Origin of the sequence: Membranihabitans marinus (genome assembly GCF_019802045.1) — a bacterium.
Lineage (GTDB): Bacteria > Bacteroidota > Bacteroidia > Chitinophagales > Saprospiraceae > Membranihabitans > Membranihabitans marinus_A.
Genome location: NZ_JAHVHU010000015.1, coordinates 1 through 21,329, shown reverse-complemented (window position 1 = coordinate 21,329; position 21,329 = coordinate 1). Strand labels below are relative to the sequence as shown.

The following is a 21,329-nucleotide window of genomic DNA, read 5'->3' as shown; positions in this document are numbered from 1 at the left end:
CTATCTGTTGTATCACCCTTCCACCTCTGGTTTTGTTTTCAATATAATACTGGCTGATTCGACCAGAATCCAACACGCAAATCCCAGAATGATCGCCCCAAAGCTAAATAGCAACAGATTGGCCTCACCGCCACCGTATCCGGACCATTGAAAAATCACTTGTTCCGCCATACCCCACAAGGTCATCACCAGCAAGAACACCATCGGGAGCACGGTATAGATAATAGGCCGCCCTTTCCGCTTGAGCCATATGGTAATGAGCATAAAACTGATCCCGGCCAACAATTGATTCGCCGTCCCAAAAAGCGGCCACAACAGATAACCACCGGAACCCAGTCCTTTGGGTCCTTTGGGCCCCAGTACCAAGAGCGCACTTAAAATAACCGCGATGGAAGTGGCCACATGAACCCGGGTCAGGGGTTTGATTTTATACGTCACACCAAGTTCAGCAATGATATACCGCATGAGTCGAACCGAACTATCCAATGTGGTCGCAGCAAAACTCACCACGATCACAGCAATAATCGTCCGGGCTACATGAGCCGGAATTCCGACCCCGGTCGCCAACTGTCCGGCGCCCTGGATAAACGTATTCAGACCACTCGATCCTGCTGCTGAAAATGAAGAATATGTCGCCGCAAATCCATCCCCGCCTGAAAAGTACGTTCCAATAGCCAGGATCGTGATGATCGCCAATGCTCCTTCGCCGATCGCGCCCAAATACCCAACAAAACGCGCATCGGGTTCTTTATCGATTTGCTTGGAAGTGGTACCTGAACCGACCAGGCCATGAAAACCGGATACGGCCCCGCAAGCAATGGTAATAAACAGGAGGGGGAACCAGGAAACATCGGTTGCCTCTACATTGGTCATCGGTGCGGTCACCATCGGTGCCATTACAAACAGTCCCAAATATAAAATTATCAAACCCAGTATCAGTTGCTGTGCATTAATGAAATCTCGGGGCTGGAGCAATTTCCAGACCGGAAGAACCGATGCAATGTATACGTACACCATCAATATAATAATCCAAACCAAAAAAGCCATCGATACTCCATTCAGCCCCATCATCACAGTATGATCTTCCCCGCCAAACATATTGACCAAGTCTATTTGTAATGCCGGGACATACGAAGCGAGTACAGCCGTGCCATACATCACAATCAAGACCAGAATGCTGGGAATAATGATGTTCCCTTGGCGCTTATAGGTATAATACCCAATCCATATCGCCAGTGGGATCTGGATAAATATGGAAAGTACACTCGCCGGGAAGGAGATGAACAGATTGGAGATGACCCAGGCAAACACCGCATTGATCATTAGCACGAGGATCAAGATAATAAAGAGAAATAGAATTTTGGCGCGTTTTCCAATCAAGCGGTCTGCCAGCGTCCCAATGGAATGGCCTTTGTTTCGTAGCGAAAGTACGATGGTTCCAAAATCATGAACTCCAGCCGCAAAAACCGTTCCCAGTGCTACCCATAAGATTGCCGGCAACCAGCCCCAATAAATAGCAATCGCCGGGCCCACAATGGGTGCCGCTCCTGCCACGGATGTAAAATGGTGCCCCAAGACGATCCATTTGTTGGTGGGGACGTAATCTCTGCCGTCTTCGTAAGTGTGAGCGGGCGTTTTATAATTTGGATCCAGTTTGAAGATTCGCTTCGCAATAAAAGCGGAGTAAAATCGAAAACCCAGAAAAAAAATACCCAGGGATGCTATCGCCAGCCAGATGCTATTCATGAATGAGGTTTGTTAACGTTAACTATTAATGGTATGTGCTTGTAAGATTGCAGTATAGTACCGAAATGAACATCATACACCACAATTAAAAATTCAAAACACCGATACAATAATACAAGTTAATTTGACAAAATGAATTGACAGCACCAAGAAATGAACATAATTATTGTCTCACAGGGTGCCAACGCAAGGAGCTCCCACACAAGGGGTTCCAACACAAGGGGTTCCAACCCCTTGTTACACTCCCTGCCAATCCCTAGTTACGCGTCTTCCACCAGAGCGATCTCCTCCTCCGTCAATCCATACAATTGGTATACCATGGCATCTATCTCCCGGTCCACTCGATCAATCTCTGTCTGGATGGACTGTGCTTTTTCCTTTTGATTACTAAAATAATCCATCCACTCCGCTTCTTCCGACAGAGATAGCTTCACCTTCTTTTTCTTGAGCTCCTTGAGGAATTCACCAAAGGTCAGTTCGTGCCAGTTTTGGAGCTTCCGACTGATCTTTTTAAAGTCAAATTTTGATGATAACAAATTGCTTAAGTTCAGTTTCACATCTGCCAGGTCTTTAGTTAGTCCAATAATCAAACGAACCAACTCATCCAGTTCTTTGCCGATGGGAGGAATGGGTATTTGTCCGAAATATTTCCAAATCAACTGGTATCCATTCTGAATCTGAGTGCAATACTTCGTGATCAACCACCAACCCATTTTGGAATTTAATACGCCAGTCAGCCCTATTCGGTCCGTAGGTATGATCCACATGGAGTTATTGCGATACAATCCTTTCGTATCGTATATGAAGCATGGTTTCACCTGAAATGTTTGATACATTATTTTGGGTTTGGAAAACTCCGAATAATAATCACAAGCACGCAATTCCCACCAGTAATCTCCTTTATCAGTCCGTTTTTTTGCCTTTTGTTCGAACGGCAATAACCAATCGGCGATTGAAGGATAAGTATTAGTTAAACCAATTCCAAGCCTTTAATTCATTCCTTTCTTCACCTATTGCAAATTTCGTAAAACCCTTCTCAAAAAGAATCAGCATATTATCCGTTTTAGGGAAAGAGTATCGCTCTATGTCACGACCTTGAAGAAATGGAAATAAATGATTTTCTGCGTTAGAACCCCTTGAAATAATTGAATTCTTTGTTTTTCCATCAATTAAAAATGCTTTTGTAAGCCCGGTTTTAATTCCATAGTTTGCTTTTCCTTCTACGCAATCATTTAAATTCTTGAATTGCTCATTCAACCTTTTTAGCAGATTTTTGTCTTTTACGGATGAAATGACCCAGGTGTCTTCATCAAATTCACTCAAAGAAAATGTTTCCTTATTCACCGCCACATTGGTTTTAAAATCTTTAGCACTCACAGAATCCAAAATGGCCACATCAATGGTTTCCTGTGGCTTATCTTTGTGAGCAGTAAAAATAAGCGGATAGGTAGTGGCTCCCTGAAATATCTGGATGTCTCCAAAATCGACCAAACTTTCCAATCTCTGAGTTAGAAAGTATTGACGTAGTGGCTTTCCATATCCGGCCTGCAACCACTTATTGGGCATGATAAAAGATATACGTCCTTGAAGCCTCAGAATATCAAATCCCTTCTCGACATACAAAACGTACAAGTCTCCACGCTTGTCAAAAGTAGCATAACCAGCTCCCTCCACCTGTTGAGACATTTCTTTGATGGTCTCTAATTTTACATACGGCGGATTCCCGATCACTACATCGAATCCACCTTTGTATTCTGATCGGAAGGCATGTTCAATGGGTTGATTCATGACCTCGGATGCAACAAGGGGTTGCAACCCCTTGTTACGTGGGAGGCTATGTTTTTCCCGGTTGGTTTTTATATAATCTACGGCATGCCACAACTCCTCCTCCGACTTGATATATGTTGTACTATATTTCTGAGTCCACAGCGTGAATTTTTCTTCTCTGGGTATCTTGTGGTATTCTTTGAGTTTTTGCGAGGATTTACCCTTCAGTTTACGGATAATATTCGGTAACGCTTCCTCTTCACAGACCAAGAGTGTGTGAACGTGATCGCCACATATATTGTACGCCATCACATTCAGATGATCGGATTCTATAATGTCCAATATCGTTTCAGTGATCACTACCTCTTCTTCCTCATCCAGCCACACGGCCTCTCCTTTCTTCACATTGTAATCAATCATACGCTGTGAGGTCCTTGAGTTGTGCGTAGCCCAAGTGATATGATATGCACTTTTCTCCTTTGGTTCAAACACCTGCGGAAACGACTCGTACCAATTAAACGCCTTGTCGCCGGCCACCTCGGGATCATCGATCAGCGAATTCCCGCATTTTATATTATCATTCAGCGAAGTAAGTTTTCGGCCCTTTTCAGCCGTTCGCAGCCACAGAGATAATTTAGCAATTTCTACGGATTCTTCGTTGATATCAACACCATACAGGTTCTTTTCCAATATGGAGTTTTCGATGTTCGTGAATGGAATAAAATTTCCAAGCAGTTTATTTTGAAGCTCATCGATGTATTCGTGCTCCGTGATCAGAAATTCCAAAGCCTGGTTGAGAAAAGCTCCGCTACCACACGCAGGATCACAGATCTTCAGGTCCAGCAGCCAGTTCCGGTAGGTATCCAGTTTATCAATTAACGAATGAATGGTTTCCTTTTTACGACCTTTTCGCTCTTTCTCATATTCTGCTTCCTGTATGTCGAGTTCCGATTTTTTATCGTCACAAAGTGTCTTGACCGTGTGATCAACGATGTATTTGGTGATGTATTTGGGCGTATAAAAGACCCCATCCTTTTTGCGACGGGAAACTTTCGTATCCGGCATCTTTCCTTCTTCGATTTCGGCCTGGATTTCCTCGATCTCGTTCAGCGAATGCTCGAAAATGTGGCCGAGAATATTTACACTCACTTCACTCTGAAAGTCGTAGTTACTTAATATTCTCGTGTGCTCAAAAAGGAGATTATCGTCGATCTCAATGTTGTCTAAAACCTCATCGGCTTTAAACAATCCTCCGTTGTATGCAAAAATATCATACGTCTTGCCCTTATACCCGGTATTCATGTAATTGAAATACTTTTTAAACCGGTTATATAAGGGTACATAGGCATCGAGCTCTTTAAGCGTCGTCCATTGCTTGACAATCTCACGAATAGAATTGGGAGGCAGTAATAAACGGTCTTCTGCAAAAAAGATAAATAAAAACCGGTCCAGTAATTTTTGCGTCTTTTTGAATAAAGTCAGCTTATCGTAGTCCGGGTTTTTTTGTTGTATGTTTTCAAAGATCTCATTTCTGAAAAGGGAGTAATCTTTATAAAGTTGTTTCGTGATTTCCTCTTCTTCCGCATGTGATTCATCTTTGATTTTCTTGGGCAGGTCTTTCAGAAGATAATCTGCAGATAGACATAACCAGAGTAGGTCAAAACGCTCTCTCGTCAATGTGAAGAGATTAAAATCTTCATGCTCAACCGCATTGTCGATGTAAAATCGTAATTTTTCAAAATTGGACGTAATCACGTATGTACAGTCCGGTTGATTGTTTTTGTACCCAAATGCCTGGTCTTCGATTTTACTCAGATCGGTGGTATCCGTACCTTTTAATTCAATGACAGCGATTGCTTTACCATTTTTCAGAATGGCCCCATCTGTTTTCTTGGCATCCTTTATGTTTTTTAATTCCGTCGTGAGATTGAATCCTGATGTGGGATTTAAGGTGTAGCCCAACATCTTGACAAACAAATCTCGAAGGAAACCCTCTTGGTATTGTTCTTCTTTGGAATTTCGTATATTTTCCTGTATTTCAGGATTGTGAAAATGGGATTGAAATAATTCCCATGCTGCATCCACCTTTTCGTTATTAAGATCTTGTAAATATTTTTGGAGTACAGCGTTTTGAAATAGGGCCATTTGGAGTTTCTTTCACCATCATGATGTTGGTGCGATGGTTATGCATAAATATTTGGATGACATTGAACTTAATTTCAATGCCAACCAAATATAACAGACCATTTCATGGATTCCAAATCAAATAGCCCCACATAACAACAAGGGGTTGCAACCCCTTGCTACTGTTCCAAAAACTCCTTAACCAAGTACCCGTATATCAATGCCGGGTCTTCTAATTTTTCATTCAGTGTACGCACTACATCATCGGACAGGTTATCATTATTAAGAATTCGCATGAATATTTTCAATTGATTCTGACTCATCAGTTCCATCTGCTTGACCAGGTTCAAAATGGCTTTTGGACTCATTTGATCCATCGACTCCAATTTTTTGAGGAAATAAGATTTGCTGTTCACTTCCAAGTCTCCAAAAAAACCCGAAACCTCCTCCTGCACCTCCTGATCCTGCCACATAGTTTCAGGCATTTTTTTCATAAGGTATAACCTGTTCAATGGAACCGTCCGGTGAATTAATTCAATGATTCGGTCCCGATGGTTGACAAAGTCCGTTTTATCTAATTTTTTCAATGCAAAAAGCTGGTAATCTGCATGGTCAGAGACCAACAGCTTATTCTGTAGTGATGCGGAGTACCTGCGTTCTGCATCACTACGTATGGAATCAGACAACCCTCCATGTACAATGTGATAGAGGGTGTAAGACGAATAGAGCGCACCGTCCACTACGACTTTCTTGATCTCTTTGGCCGTTGCCCCCGTCACGGCATCCACCACCTCCGATACCCTTTTGATATCCTCATCAAAGAGGTCTTTCTTTTCTTTTCGTTTGATGATCGAATGGTCATCCAATAAAAGACGGTGTAGTTTTTTATAATCTTCATCCAGAAATTCGATGTGATCATTTTTTGTAAGGGGCAATCCTGAAACCGTATCAAAACCAATGTAATTCCCCAACAGATTCCAATACAACCGGATATGCATCAATGCACATAAGGTGTCGTCGCACACAGGGGTAGTTACGTAGGAGGTGTAGGCTTCCGGCAAACCATCGGTATCATTCAATAAAACCACTTCATATTCCACCCCGGTAGAATCATCCGTGAGCGAAAAGGCCATTTCTTCAGAGGAAACCTCGGATAAATCCCATCCATCTACCATCGCCATAGGGTGGTGATTTGGGTCTCCGTCCCCAAACAGGAGGAACCGCAGTGATAGGATTAGTATGGAAAACTTGATTGCCATTTCATTTATTTAAAAGCTGGAATCTTGCGTAACCGATTCGTAGTAACAAGGGGTTGCAACCCCTTGTTGCTTGCTTTGCTACTCCACCTCTTGGCTCATTTTCGTACTACTCCGGACCAAATCCATATATTCATCCAGATGCTGCTCATAAACCTGCCTGGGATTGATATCGTATTTATTACAAACAGACGCGGCTAGTCCGACTGAGGCCCCCATCTGTCCGGTCGTCCGCATCACGCGAGGACCACCGAGGCCAATGTGGGAGCAACTAAAATTCCGGCCCGCCATAAACAGGTTGTCAATATTTTTGGAATACAAACTGCGATAGGGAATGTAGTACTTCCCGGTTTTGTAAAACATGGCTGTAGACAGAAAATCTGGTTTTTCAGGGTCTTTTAAATTCTTCTGAAAATGCACATCGACCTCCCGGGTCTCCTGAACCACCCCATCTTCAAATTCCCGGCTGTTTTTGGCATCATTGAAGGTGAAAATATAATCGCCCACCAAGCGCCTGGACTCCCGTTTTCCGACCAGATAGGAGATCCATTCAAACTGCAGATTTTCGGTCCCCGGCTTTTTCTTTTCGTTGGCAAATGAGCCATAAATTGCCCGGAACATGTGGTCCCGGATTTGCTCGGCATCATGAATCTGATGAACATCCGCATTGGAATATTCCCAGTACCACTCCCCATGTTTGGCCGCATGATCACCAACCACATCCATGGCCCAGGGAACTTCCGGAAATATGTTCTTCTTATCATCCCGATACACTCTCCACAACACCGAAGAGCCCATCACGGCACCATCCGGTTCTTCCGGACTCCACAATTCGCCAAACTCATCCCATCCTTCATCGAATTCATCTACACTTTCCCGGCCATACATAAACTCGGCTCCGGCCCAAAAACCAATCCAGCCATCACCGGTACAATCCGCAAACAACGGTGCTTCAAAGCGGATCCGTTCGCCGGACGAAGTATGCCGGGCATCGACCGAGGTAATGGTATTTCCATCCGTATTTGCATCATACGCCCGCCAGTTCAGGTACAAATCAATGTTATCGTACTTTTCCATATTTTTATGGCGTTTTTGATCTTCCGCGTATGCTTCCGGGGATCCATTGGGATAATGCTTCGTGTCCAGCATTTTGAGGATGCGCTCAAAGTAACCATATATCCCCAGGGTGTGCACCCGGATTTCACTGCTTGCATTTCCACCCAACACGGGTCGGTCATGGATCAAAGCGACCTTCAGTCCCTGCTCAGCCGCAGCGATCGCATTGGCACACCCAGCAATACCACCTCCGACCACGACATAATCGTATGATTTTGACTGCTCCGGGGCATTCTTTTGGTTTGTCACTTCTGCCCGCCATTTTGCCAATTCTTTACCACCAGCAGGTGGCGCCGCGTTCTCCGTACTAAAATAAATGGCATCGCAACGTCCTTCAAAACCAGTCAAATCGATCAATTCGACAGAAGCCTTGGGATTACGAATATCCACATCACCGCCGTATTCCCAGGACCAGCCAGGAGTCACACCAAATTCCTTATCCAGTATCTGGTTCCCCACTTTCAACTGGAACCGACCGGGGGCTTCCCAGTTTCCCGGCACCCAATTTTTCGTTCGCACCCAGACGTGATACGTGCCTCGCTGAGGAAAATTCACTTCCATCGTCGCATTCTCCACCGGGGTTCCCAAACCATGAGCGAGCAGATATGGCGAGCCCATTTGTTCCACAAACTGAGGGTCGACCAACCAACCACCTTTTTCATCAAAGCTTTCGGCTTCGATCAGGAAGGACTGAGCAGATACGAACTCGATGATTAGCATGCTAAAAACAATAAGGAATGGCTTCATCATTTTATTTCAATTAATACCAAAGGTTTAAAAATACTATTTTTTATTCAATCGGAAAGAAAACAAAAACCATCGAATTACTGGCATGAATATGGCTCTATCCGGCATCTAAACGGTTTCCTTATTTAAATCCATTTTTTTTAGACTGTTAATCTTTCTTCCAATTAGAATGAATATCTTATCTTTAGGGGTGAATATATTGTAGTGCTTCCAAATATAAACCCAATGAAACATTTACTATCTATCTTCACCTCTTTTTTGGTGCTATTAACTTTAGTGTTTACTCTCCATTCCTGCCAGGATGACCCGCTCATTGTCTCACCCCAACAAGAAAGCCCCCTTGCACGAACTTATGATGGGAATTTCTTACAGGATTATTTTTTTCTAAATTGCCGGATCACTCAAACCACAGATGGTTTTCTGCCTACTCAGGCTGCACGAGCGTATGGTTATCTAGGTGTTGCTGCATATGAAGCTGTCATTCATGGAATTGACGGCGGAAAAAGTCTGGCCGGGCAAATCAACGGAATCGAGCCGGGGAGCCTTCCGACCCCTCGAAAAGGCGAGGAGTACAACTGGGCACTGGCCTGCAATGCCGCCGCCGCTCATACAATGCGGCGCATGTTTGAAATCAACATCACCAAAGACAACCGCGAACGAATTGACCGAATGGAAATGCAAAACAAAGCATTACTCAGAGAAGGGGTGTCCAATGAGATTGTTGAGCGTTCTGAAAATTATGGTTTGGCAGTGGCAGAAGCACTGTATCAAATCAGCACCACGGATGGCGGCCACGAAGCTTACCTGGATCCATTTAGTAAAGATAAATTTCATATGCCGGCTGATGAACATTGCTGGATTCCCACCGGCGCACAGCGAATCCCATTGAGCCCGTTTTGGCATCAAAACAGAAGCTTTATACCTGACATCGTGGAAACGAGTCAACCCGGTGACCACATCGACTATTCCATAGACGAGAACTCAGCGTTTTACGCACAAGCCATCGACGTGTATGAGCAAGTAACTCATCGCAACACTGCAGAACACCTCACCATAGCCAAGTACTGGGCAGATGATCCGTTTGAGACTTGCACCCCAGCTGGACACACTTTTAATATTGGAACTCAATTGTTGCAGGAATCCAACGCCACACTTGAAAAAACCGCCGTAGGGCTCGCCATGATGGCAGTAGCCGAAAACGACGCCTTCATCAGTTGCTGGAAGTCCAAATACGATTATGTTTTGATCCGGCCGGTAAGCTATATACAGAAGAATATCGATCCCAATTTCGAAACCGTTATTGGCACCCCGCCTTTCCCGGCCTACACGTCGGGCCATTCTGCCGAGATCGGAGCCGCGACCAAAGTGTTCATTCACCTGTTTACGGATGAAAGTGGCGATTACAGCTTTACAGACCTGAGCCAAGTCCAATACGGTTTTGAAGCACGTACCTTCGACAATTTTTATGAGATGGCCGAAGAATGTGCGCTATCCAGATATTACGGGGGCATTCATTTTGAAATGGACAATACAAAAGGTCTGGATCTGGGGTATGCGGTTGGCGATGCCGTGGTTAATGATTTAAATTGGCCTGAAAATATTCAGTAAGGAGTTTATGAAGTTCAATCCATTTGTTTCTGTCTTAGGTTTTCTCATAATGGTTGCCGCCTGTGCCCAGGGTACCAAAAATAACGAACTGCAGAAAATATCAATACTCACTTGTAAGGCGACTGACATGCGAAATGCACGGTTTGCGCTGGCGGATTCCATGCGCCACATTCAGGATTCCCTTCTTGAATCGGACAATACGGCGTCTCATAAAATCCAGGAGTGGGAAACGAAATTAGGATACATGGAAGAACGAAAAGCCCGATTAGCCGTAGAAAGCAGGGATCTGGCTGATTCGATCCGGGTAGAACTTAGCAAATTAACCAAAGAGATGTCCCTGGAGGAAAAGCGAACGTTCAATGACAATCTTAAGAAGATAGACTGTAATACGCTGTGAACAAAATGCGACCCCTAGCCTAACCGCCTACCAGCTTTTACTGTACGGTAATTGATGAATAATTACGGTCAAAACAGCCCGGGGGGGGGTAGAGATCTTCTTGACATTTCTTCATTCCAACATACGGAAAAAAGGGAACTGAAAAACGTGACAATTATGACACTGAATCTCTTGCTTTTCGATTAGGTGTCTGCGACTTATATACAGAACTTCTTCACGTCCTATCCATCCAGACCTTAGATCCAAATGAGGTAAAAATCAATCGACGATCGGTGCCAATTCAAACAAGCACGTTTCTCCGGGTTTCATGTCTACCTGGGACATTCTATTTTTGGAGGTTATCAATTGATTGGTGAACCGATTTCTGACTTCATAATCACCGGGCCAACGGATGACTTGTTCACCGCCTGTGCCCGAGTGAATGGTCAGCCAACGTTTGCCCGCATAGATCACGGTACCCGGCGCGGAATACCTATGGACCCCGGCTGATTGCCAAAATTCAGCAATTTCTTCCGGACTAAACACAGTCTGATCGTAATTAATCTCTCTCGCATCATTACTAAATTGAACCGTAGAATGAAGATTGGTATAAAAAACCGCTTTCTTATTGGACCACCATAATTTCACAATCTTTTGCTCATCCGGGTTCAGATCAGGTATGCCCAACAGCCATATTGCTTTATATTCATTCTCCGACAACCGCTCCAGATCAGTGCGAAGAAACAATTTATACGGCGTTCCGCTTTTCCCCAGTGCATACCTGTTTTGTAGCATATGAGCCGTTTGCTGCCCGAAGCTTTTATCCCAAAATGACAAGCGTTCGTCGACGACCACCGCCACTTCCGGTTTCAGATGAACTTTGGTGTCCTCCTTAAAAACAGCTTCCACCCCATCTGCAATCATCGACAACATGGTGGAATCACTGAACCAACCACCCCACATATCAAACCACCACCCACCATAGCCACCAGCCAACATCCGACCCAGGTTCTTGAGCACCAGGGAATGAGATAGCTCCGGGCTTTCCGGCCCCAACCATACGCCCTGCGTGTACCAATCGCCACCCGGATCTACTTCGGGTGCCTTTTCTTTGAGTAGTGTGGTAAGGTAGGTTCTTGTGTCATTTTCTGCCAGCCAAAGCTTACCATGCAGTTGAATGGATCCTATGGCAGCCATGGGTGGCCAATCTTCCCCCGAAACCCGCTTGTAATCATTGGGACTGGACAAGTAATCCAAATCGGGGCATTCCAATAATTTTGAAAGCGCACCATGTCCCCGCTGTGGACTTGTTACAAAATAATGATAGCCGTAAAACGCGCCCGTCAACAAACAGCCGTCACTCGCTTCCTTGACGATTTTGCAAAAATATATAATGTTGTTCACCATGTTTTCCGCCTGAAAATCGAATGCATCAAAAAAAGGTTGGTCTTCCACAGGATCCCGCCATCCTTCGGTTCGATGCTTTCCACTAATATCTTCCAACATAGCGTTATCAAAGGTGACACTGGGCTGATTCCAGGCCGTTCTGAGTTTTTCGACAGAATCACCATACTGCTTTCGCAACCACTTTCGGTATGCAGTTTTACGAGCCATGCTGTCGTCATAAAAATAATCTTTATAATGATAGAACCATTCTTCCGTCATCCCTCCCGCTACGTGTATTCCCAACAGATACTTGGAGTACCGTTGATCGCTTTTTAATTCCTCTACGATAGCTTTCAAAGCAGCTCCGGCTTCCATTCGCCATTTTTCGGAAAACAAACTCACCCGATGGATACTTAGATCGGGTAACAAACAAAGTTCATCTTTATTCCTCCTCTCCCACCATATGGGTGGATCCAGGTGAATACGAATAACAATCAACGGATCTGCAGCAGAAGAAATAATTTCATCCATATCCTTGTACAAAGGACTGAGATCATATTGACCGGGTCCAATCCACATCGACGGTCGAAAAACACCGATCCCTGACGTGGAATTGATCCCCTGATCGCCCAGATAAGCAGGCACATTGAATAGCCGCACCCGAGCATCAGACATTTCCTGATAATATTTGGGCTTCCCCAGATAGGACATATAGGCAAAAGGAGGTACTTTGCTTCCATCCACGAATAACGTGGGTTCTCCCTGAACTATCTTGACTTCAGCACATGGATCGGCTTGACCGATGGCTAAAAAGGTGTAAAACAACCCGAATAACAAAAACAAGAAATCTTTCATGGTCTAGGATATACATACCGCTCAATGCGGATCATTGAATGTAAATAATACGGGTAAGATATGTGAATTTTACTTATACTCCAGCTACGCCGTAGCTTCACAATCTCGGTTCGTCACAAAACGAACCCAGCGAGACTGAAAAGATGGGGGAAATTCATATTCAAAGGTTTCTCCGGCTTTCAACGTAAATTCCTTAAAATTCATCCACGGTCAATGGGCTATGGGCTCTGCCTGAATGTTATATGTAACGTCGTGATAACTAGGATGGGTACATTATACTCTGAGTCGTCCTGATCAGCTTTTATTCATTCGCATCAAATTCGTATTCAACGCCCTCGGGCAATTCCTCCACTTTTAACTTCATCCACTTTCCCTGTATTTTTATAGCAACGAGGTGGTTGTCTCTATCATAAAAGAGGGTGCCGTCCCCAGAATCCTTCAATTCCACAAAATTCACATGCCGGGCACTTTCATCGGCATTTCGTTCATCATCACCTGCCGGCTTGTCCTTCCTGACATCATCAGCACCAATATTACCCAGGGTAAAAGCATTGGAGAGTTGTAGCGATCCATAAAAAACAGCTTTATCCCGACTAAACATATAGGAATGATTTTTCACATCAGATCCCAATCGAATCCAGTTGTATGCTTCGTTTGAATGATTATAAGCGGTGCCATAGTAGTAGATTTCTGCCACCGATTTCTCCATTTCTACATGCTTATTCACCAGCATGGTCAATCGTGATTTGTCATCGCTGGCATATCCTTCGAAAACATGAAACCCCCACCGCTTTTTATTTTTTTCATTTTCATTCCCTCTGACCTGAATCATATACGGGGTACTGAGTATCCCATTTACGGTGGTGTACATCGGTGTCTTTCCGGGATCAAATCCAAAAGCATACCCGCTCAGATTCCATTTGTCCCATGACTGGTCAATGTCGGAAAATAATTCAGCCCGGTATAGATTTGAACCTGGTGTTCCTGGTTTCACTTGATAGTATTTACTACTACTGGTCGGTGATGTTACCTGACTATGAGCAATTAATGTACTCCCACAAAGACCTATTATCATCATTAATCTCAACAAAAGCTTATGGGTCATAATTTAGTATTTATTTCAAAAGTGACTCAAAAAAGAATAACATACTAGTTTTTCCATGTAGATGAAAAAAACTCAATACAATGAAAATAGAACAATAAAAGGAACTTCGTTTTCGACACAGTACTTTTATCAAAAGATTCCACAAACCGTCTGTTTATAAATCGCAGACTGAAACTAAAAACATACAATAGTAAATCATGGAATCTATTAAAAACTTGGGTATTGATCTAGTCATGGACACAGGACTTAGTGGTCTGACTCTATAAATTGATAGTGATTACCCTGCCTGATTTCTACTATGACCTGGCTGGATCCGAAGCACTAATCCTAGTTTCCGACGTCTGACCCTACCATCAATTTTTCCACCAATTGCGCTAAATTTTCATTTGAAACTTCTGGAATGATGTAGTAATGGTTGGTTGGAGCACCCGGTATCCATTCATTGCTCCCATCCGGGTATACTTTGCAATAGCCCTTATTATCAAATTGCCAATACGTATCGTACTCCGGTAATGCGACTAAAACGGCAATTTGATCCCAACTTTGTCGTCCTTTAAAATTATTGAACAAGTGATATGACCGCCAAATCGGGCTGGAAGATGAGAGTCTCTCCTTAAATTTTTTACCACCCGTAATGACCGGATTCCCTACTTCCCATCCGGAGAACACCACCTTTGTCGGCCATTGCGCCACACAGACTTGCGTCGCCCCTGGATCGGGTCGATAAAAATTTGCCTCTTTACCTTTTGGAAAACGCCCCCCATACAGGACCACATTCGGACCCTTTTCTTAATGAGTTCCTTTCCGGAAAGCGAACTATGCTCATCCGGTTCCGATTCCAGAAGACGCATCAAATTCGTAAGGTGACCAATACTCAAAATCACCACACTGCCATCCGGTTGACGAGCCAGCAGACGCCGATACAGGTCCACAGCATCTTCTGCCTCTTCATAAGTATGGAGCCTTTTCTTATACTCTTCACTTATTTCTTTGGTATATCTCGAGTGATGGCGTAATTCGATGCCTTTTTCTACACCAATTGGAATTTCCGGGCGATCGAAGTAATGATTGATCGCATCCACACATAGTGGGACATACGGATCATCGCTGGTCGCTATCACACCCAATATTTCCAGGGCGCCCTGATCTGCCAGGGTATGCAGTTCCACCTCAAGATCACGTAATCTGCTACGCTATTTGGTGATCCGATGGAAAGAGGCAATATGGACCGCATCGGGAACTGGCCAAATGAGAAGCTATCCTATACCGATCCATATATAAAATTCAAGTTATAAAGTCCACACATTCCATGTGATAAGGTATGGCATGTGTCTTTGACCTGTTCATGATATCGGAATATAATGTCAGTGGGTCATTTCATGTTGGTTTAATTTCCATCGTTGGTTGCTCCATTTTCCCATCCCGGATTTTGTTCCAGATTGGGGTTATTATTCAAAGCACCGACCGGGACCGGAAAAAAGTATTGTTTTGGGCCCCACACTTTCTTTGATTCGTTATTGGTGTACCAGGCCAGGTAATAGCCCTGACCATCTCCGGCTTCATGCACCTGGATGATTTCTGCACCCGGATCTTTACTGACCTGTACGCGGTACAGATTGGGATTATTCGACTGATCTTCTGCACTTTCGAGCCCGGAAGCATCGGTGTAATAAATGACATCATCGACACCATCATGGTCTACGTCCAAAGGTTTGTTCACATCCGAAATATACATTCCCGTCCATGTCATTTTAAACAAATCTCCGCGTTTCCAGCGTCTTAGATCATCAAATCGAAAGCCTTCAAAGATTAGTTCGGTCGCACGCTCACGGCGGATTTCCAAAATTACGGGATCACTGATGTCCGGGTAATAAGTTTCTTGTAAATAGGTATCGATTGTCGTGGGTTTCATCTCAAGGCCACCGGTAATGCCTGCCCGGGCCCGCAATGCACCGATCGTCATTGCCCAATCTGCATCGGTCAATGTACCCAGTTCTGCTTTGGCTTCGGCATAGTTCAATAAGACTTCACCATAGCGTATCAATTGGAGGGCGTGGGTACTTTCGTTTTTATCGTCTCCTACAGTGGCATCCACACTGAGTTTGATGGGTTGGTAACCCAGTCGGGCGTAGCCGCCAAATACCGGCAGGGTCCGCTTTCCCTCCCGGGTATACCCCGGGTGTCTCAAGGTGGCGTGTAACCGGAGATCCCGGTCTTGAAATTCTTCATAAAAATCCTCATACTCCCAACCGGGCCGGGTGGTATACGGAGAACCATCTTTTTGCAAATAGGTCGCAATATAGGGTCGGATCAAATTCAGGCCGGTACCAAAGGTTTCTGAAGTCCAGCGCCAGTTTGCCCCATGCTTTACATTCAAAGAAGCATCCGAAGCAATAGCCAAAATGGTTTCACTGGATGGCGGATCATCGCTTGTAAATAATTCGCGATAATTATCATGCAGAGATTTTCCGGAATGCTCCATCACCGCCTTTGCTGCATCGGCCGCTCTTATGAGCCACTCCTCACTGGATGTAGGCAGATTGAGGTTGTGGTATTTTCGAAATGTCCCCTCAAACAAAGCCACCCGGGAAGCCAGTGCATAAGCTGCCCATTTGGTCACTAAGGAAGACTGAGCTGCATCAGTACTTCTTGTAATATTTTCCGCTGCAAAAATCAGGTCTTCGTACACTTTTTCCATAACCAACTCTCGGGAATCCCGTGAACCATATAGTATCTCCTCATCTTTGGGTTCCAATGGTCGATCGACCCACGGCACATCGCCAAATCGCCGCACCTTATCGTAATAAAACATAGCGCGAAAGTACCTGGCCAATCCGATGTAATTATTCCGGACACTTTCCGAAACCGCCGGACTGGTACAATTTGCTATAAAGTAATTGACGTTTCGGAGCGCAGACCAATTCCAACCTGAAGAATTATTTTCGCTGTATGAGTTGCGCAAAATAAACCCTCCAAGTGTATTGGTTGCACCATAATCTACCAGGGATTGCTCTACAATTGCCTGGCTGGTTGCACTTGGGAACATATCATAAAATGAAATCGAATAGGCTTTCAGTCCATCTTCTGAACTAAAAATGGCATTCTTATCGGCCGATGTTACCGGACGTTCATCGAGTTCACAACCACAAAATAAAAATATAATGGCGGATAGAAATATTATATACTTGTTCATATTACTGTTTATTTAAGAATTAAAATGTCACAGAAAGACCAAAGGAGATACTTTTCAATAGAGGATAACCGTTTCCTGCACCCTGATTATAGGTACTGCGTAAATCTGAATCGGTATTCCCTACAGCTGACGAGACATCCATATAGTTTTTAACCCGTTTGTACAGCGGGGACCAACTTGCAACGTTCTCGCCGGATAGGTATACCTGCGCGCTTCTGACCTGCAATCTCGTCATCCAGACATCGGGTAGTGCATATCCGATTTGGAGATTTTTCAATCGGGTATACGAGACTTTTTGCAAATACCGGTCATTGGGCACATTTCCTGAAAAAGCCACCGCTCCATTGTATTGCGCATATCTGGGGAGATACGCATCACGGTTGTCTTCCGTCCAAAAGTTACCGAGGTGCCAGGCGGGCATTTGGTTGTACCCCCGGTTATACTGCCCCCAAAAAGCAGATTCTTTACCCGGATACCAGTCTTGTCGTCCGACGCCATGAATAAATGCTGAAATAAAAATACCTTTCCAATCCGCACTGAGCGATACGCTATACTGATACCTTGGCTCGGTGTTTCCGATAATGGTCAAATCACCGGGATTATCCACCGTTTGCTGACCTTTGGTAATCATGTTATCTGAACTTCCATCCAAATTGGATATTTTGAGATCACCAGCTCGCCACACGGCATCTGCCGATGATTTGAAGATCGTGTTGATGTATTCTTCCGGCTCCGGATCTTCCTGAAACAGTCCATCCGTTCTAAAACCCCACAATTCCCCGATTATTTTTCCATCGTAAAAATCAGAAATTTTCTTCGTCGGATTATTGAATTTATCGATTCGTGAAACATAATCGTAAAGCGTCGCACGGATTTGATAGTTGAATGGTTTGTTCGCCACATTCAGTTCATCGCGCCAGGATAAGGTCAACTCAAAACCTTTTGTCGTCATATCTGCATAGTTGCCTTTGGGCGAGGAAGCTCCAAAAATTTCAGGCAACGTGGGGCCCGCGACATACATATCGGTCGTTTTCCGAATATAGTAATCTCCATTAAACCGCAATTTACCCCGAAGCATTCCAAAATCAATTCCGATATCACTTGTGGTGGCTTTTTCCCAGGTCAGACCGGACGGGATCGGTGCGGGGGCACTCGTTTTTTTATTTAGGTCACCATCGAGCACCCGCCCTGAGTTTCCAATGCTCAATAACTCAAGAAACTGGTAGGGTGATATGTTTCCATTCCCCAATGATCCATACGACGCGCGCAGTTTGATATCGGATATAATCCGATCACTGACCGTCCAAAATGATTCTTCAGAAATCCGCCACCCCGCAGAAATAGACGGGAAAAATCCCCATTGCTGGTTTACCGGAAAACGAGAAGAACCATCGTAGCGACCATTGACTTCAACCAAATACCGATCCTGATAACCGTAATTCAATCGAAAGAAAGCACCGGCTGTTTTCCATCTCGACACACTAGCACCGGGCACGATCGAAGAACCCGTGGCCAATTGTACGCTTTCTGCATTTTCCAACAGCAACTGATTGCGTTGGATACTGTTGGCTTTATATGCTGATGTTTCATAATTCCACCCCGCCATTGCTTTCACATAATGTTTCTTCGAAAACGTATTCTCATATTCGGTAAACATATTGCTGGCGGTGTACATCGTATTTCCGAGCCATTCGTAAATGGTTCCATTGATATCACCGATATAAGAGGGGTTTTCCCGATTCGCATTTTGGTAATAGGGAACTTTTACCCGTTTCCAGAAGTAGTTCCTGTCATTGTAACGCAGTGTAAAATCTCCATTGATGCGAAAGGTGTTGTTAAAGAAGCTGGAGTTTAAGCTTAAAGAATTTTTGAACAAATTTTTTCTATTATCCTGATAGTTGTTTCCATCGATCATACCTGCTAAGGTGTAAGCGCCACCCCGCGTATAGGTTCCATCCGGATTATATAATGGCTGGGTCGGGAATCCGGTGACTTCGATATACCGCTGCACATTGGCCACGCGTCCGGCACCAGAATATGGTTGATGATAAAAATTATTGGAATATTCGATATTATTGGATACTTTGAGCCATTCGAATGCCTCTAAGGAGCCTTTCCCCCTGATATTATATGATCGGTATTCATCGGGGTTGAAATTATAGATGCCACCAAAATCATACATCCGACCGGATAAATAAAAGCCCGTCTTATCATTGCCGCCCGATACGGTCAGATTGTGATCGTATGCCAGGGTCTGATCTTTAAACAGCATACCCATCCAGTCGGTATTGGAATAGTACTCGTAATTCCCATTGGGAAGAATTTCCGTTTTGGGTTCACCACCTGCAGCTTTCCACGCTCTCATGCGTTCTAACCACTCATCGCTGTAGTATTGATTATTATTATTGATCGAGGTAGGAACCGTTCCCTGGGTGTTCACATACGCGAGTCGGAAATGCTCTAACCAGGTGACACCATCAGTCACAAACTCGGGCTTCTTTGCTAAGGACTGGGAGGATACATTCCCGGAATAAGAAACAGTGGTTCGCCCCTTCTCCGGATTTTTGGTCGTAATAAGAACGACACCAAATGATCCCCGTGAACCGTAAATCGCAGCTGAAGCGGCATCTTTTAGCACAGACACACTTTTAATATCGTTCGGGTTCAAAAACGACGGATCCCCCTCTACACCATCAATAAGTACGAGCGCACTACCCCCTTGTCCTATGGATGTCTGCCCACGAACATTAAAAGAAGCCGATCGCGTTGGTTTCCCATCTTCCAGAAATATATTCAGATTCGGGATGGCTCCTTGCAACGCTTGCGTAGTATTTGATACGGATCGGTTTTCAAACACCTCTTCACCCACCGATTCTACCGCCCCGGTGAGGTTTACTTTTTTCTGTGTTCCATAACCGACGACCACCACCTCGTCCAACGTCTGGGCATCCTCTTCCAGAACGATCGTCATATTGGTTTGGCCACCAACGATTACTTCTCTGGTCTTATAACCTATATAGGAAATCACCAACACAGCCTGATCATCCATATCCTCGAGCAGAAACCGGCCGTCAAAATCCGTAGCTGTGCCTTTACCTGTCCCTTTCACTTGTACGTTCACACCGATCAGCGGTTCTCCATTGACATCAGTCACCTGACCGGATATCGTGCGGGCCAGCCGTTTGCTGGAAAGAGCTGGAAAACGATTCGTGGTCAAATGGTCAACGACCGTATTATTTCTATTCGAAAATGTAGAGGGCACATACACTTCATTAGTCTTTGCTGAACGATCCCTTCTTGGATCATCGCCACTATTTTCACTTCGCGGGAAAATAATGATGCTGTTTTCGATATACCGGTAACTCAGGTTCGTCGATTTCAATGCATAGTCCAGAGCAGACTTCACACTTTGCTTTCCAGACCGTATCGTGATCCGACGGTATTTTTTCACCTCCGCAGGCAGGTACGCAAAAGTCAGATCTGTCTGAAGCTCAATCCGTTTTAGTAGGTATTCCAGGTTTCTTTCCTCGAATTCTATCGTGACCATGATATCCTCCAGTCCCTGGGCACGGCTGTTGGAAGCGGATAGAATTTGAATCCCGCTAACCAAAAGGAAGACATAGATAAAGCTGATTCGCATCAGAAACTTCCGTTTTCTTGATTCCGTAAAAATTTTGTACATTTCTAGTGTTTTTAATGGTTATCACTAATTGTTTAAACGACGTCTGCCCGCTTTAGCGGTCAGACCCCATCATCCGGTAGACATTCTCAGCATGCTGCAAACTATCCTGAGATGTTCACCGGGTGATTTTTTTGTTTATGGGTGGTTACATTTCAAATATTTTTTAAAACGCTGACAGGTCTTTTATATATGTCGCTAAATAATTCAATAAAGAACACCGTTGGCATCATCCAAATCCATCTCGTCAAGACGCTCGTATGTTTACCCCAAGTTGAAAAAGAGCTAATATAATGTTAGATTCTGATTTTTATAAACAGGAAAGAAAGCATGGGATTAGCAACAAGACGAAGATAGCAATTTATGCATAT

Annotated in this window: 12 protein-coding genes; 2 read left to right on the top strand and 10 right to left on the bottom strand. The window is 44.3% G+C overall.

All coding sequences use genetic code 11. The features are described 5' to 3' along the window. Positions 1–12: 12 nt before the first annotated feature. From KUV50_RS15170 to KUV50_RS15150, 5 genes are all read right to left on the bottom strand, one after another. Complete coding sequence (locus tag KUV50_RS15170) at positions 13–1,746, bottom strand: carbon starvation protein A (protein ID WP_222581028.1); 1,734 nt, start codon at positions 1,744–1,746, stop codon at positions 13–15. 260 nt (positions 1,747–2,006) lie between these two features. Then, a complete protein-coding gene (locus KUV50_RS15165; RefSeq protein ID WP_222581027.1) occupies positions 2,007–2,684 on the bottom strand; it encodes a TaqI-like C-terminal specificity domain-containing protein in 678 nt (225 codons plus the stop codon). 28 nt (positions 2,685–2,712) lie between these two features. After that, complete coding sequence (locus tag KUV50_RS15160) at positions 2,713–5,658, bottom strand: Eco57I restriction-modification methylase domain-containing protein (protein ID WP_222581026.1); 2,946 nt, start codon at positions 5,656–5,658, stop codon at positions 2,713–2,715. Positions 5,659–5,816: 158 nt separating this feature from the next. Continuing rightward, positions 5,817–6,896 (bottom strand): hypothetical protein, encoded by a 1,080-nt coding sequence (locus KUV50_RS15155; RefSeq protein WP_222581025.1) that lies wholly within the window; start codon positions 6,894–6,896, stop codon positions 5,817–5,819. Positions 6,897–6,974: 78 nt separating this feature from the next. Next, positions 6,975–8,759 (bottom strand): FAD-dependent oxidoreductase, encoded by a 1,785-nt coding sequence (locus KUV50_RS15150; RefSeq protein ID WP_222581024.1) that lies wholly within the window; start codon positions 8,757–8,759, stop codon positions 6,975–6,977. Between the two features lie 222 nt (positions 8,760–8,981). On the opposite strand from KUV50_RS15150, the gene KUV50_RS15145 reads away from it, so the two are divergent. Next, entirely contained in the window at positions 8,982–10,364 is a 1,383-nt protein-coding gene (locus KUV50_RS15145; protein ID WP_222581023.1) for a vanadium-dependent haloperoxidase, read from the top strand. A gap of 127 nt (positions 10,365–10,491) precedes the next feature. Next, positions 10,492–10,761, top strand: a complete 270-nt coding sequence (locus tag KUV50_RS15140; protein ID WP_222581022.1) for a hypothetical protein — start codon at positions 10,492–10,494, stop codon at positions 10,759–10,761. Positions 10,762–11,019: 258 nt separating this feature from the next. On the opposite strand, the gene KUV50_RS15135 is transcribed toward KUV50_RS15140, so the two are convergent. The 5 genes from KUV50_RS15135 to KUV50_RS15115 all read right to left on the bottom strand — a co-directional run bounded on the left by KUV50_RS15135 (position 11,020) and on the right by KUV50_RS15115 (position 20,961). After that, complete coding sequence (locus KUV50_RS15135) at positions 11,020–12,981, bottom strand: hypothetical protein (RefSeq protein ID WP_222581021.1); 1,962 nt, start codon at positions 12,979–12,981, stop codon at positions 11,020–11,022. A gap of 301 nt (positions 12,982–13,282) precedes the next feature. After that, positions 13,283–14,086, bottom strand: a complete 804-nt coding sequence (locus KUV50_RS15130) for a hypothetical protein (protein ID WP_222581020.1) — start codon at positions 14,084–14,086, stop codon at positions 13,283–13,285. 647 nt (positions 14,087–14,733) lie between these two features. Then, the gene (locus KUV50_RS15125; protein ID WP_222581019.1) at positions 14,734–15,255 is read right to left on the bottom strand and encodes a hypothetical protein; all 522 of its coding nucleotides are present in this window, start codon (positions 15,253–15,255) and stop codon (positions 14,734–14,736) included. 218 nt (positions 15,256–15,473) lie between these two features. Next, positions 15,474–17,279: a RagB/SusD family nutrient uptake outer membrane protein gene (locus tag KUV50_RS15120; RefSeq protein ID WP_222581018.1), complete on the bottom strand. Its 1,806-nt coding sequence runs from the start codon at positions 17,277–17,279 to the stop codon at positions 15,474–15,476. A 19-nt stretch (positions 17,280–17,298) separates the two neighbouring features. Continuing rightward, on the bottom strand, positions 17,299–20,961 hold the full coding sequence (locus KUV50_RS15115) for a TonB-dependent receptor (protein ID WP_222581017.1): 3,663 nt from the start codon (positions 20,959–20,961) through the stop codon (positions 17,299–17,301). Between the last annotated feature and the right edge of the window lie 368 nt (positions 20,962–21,329).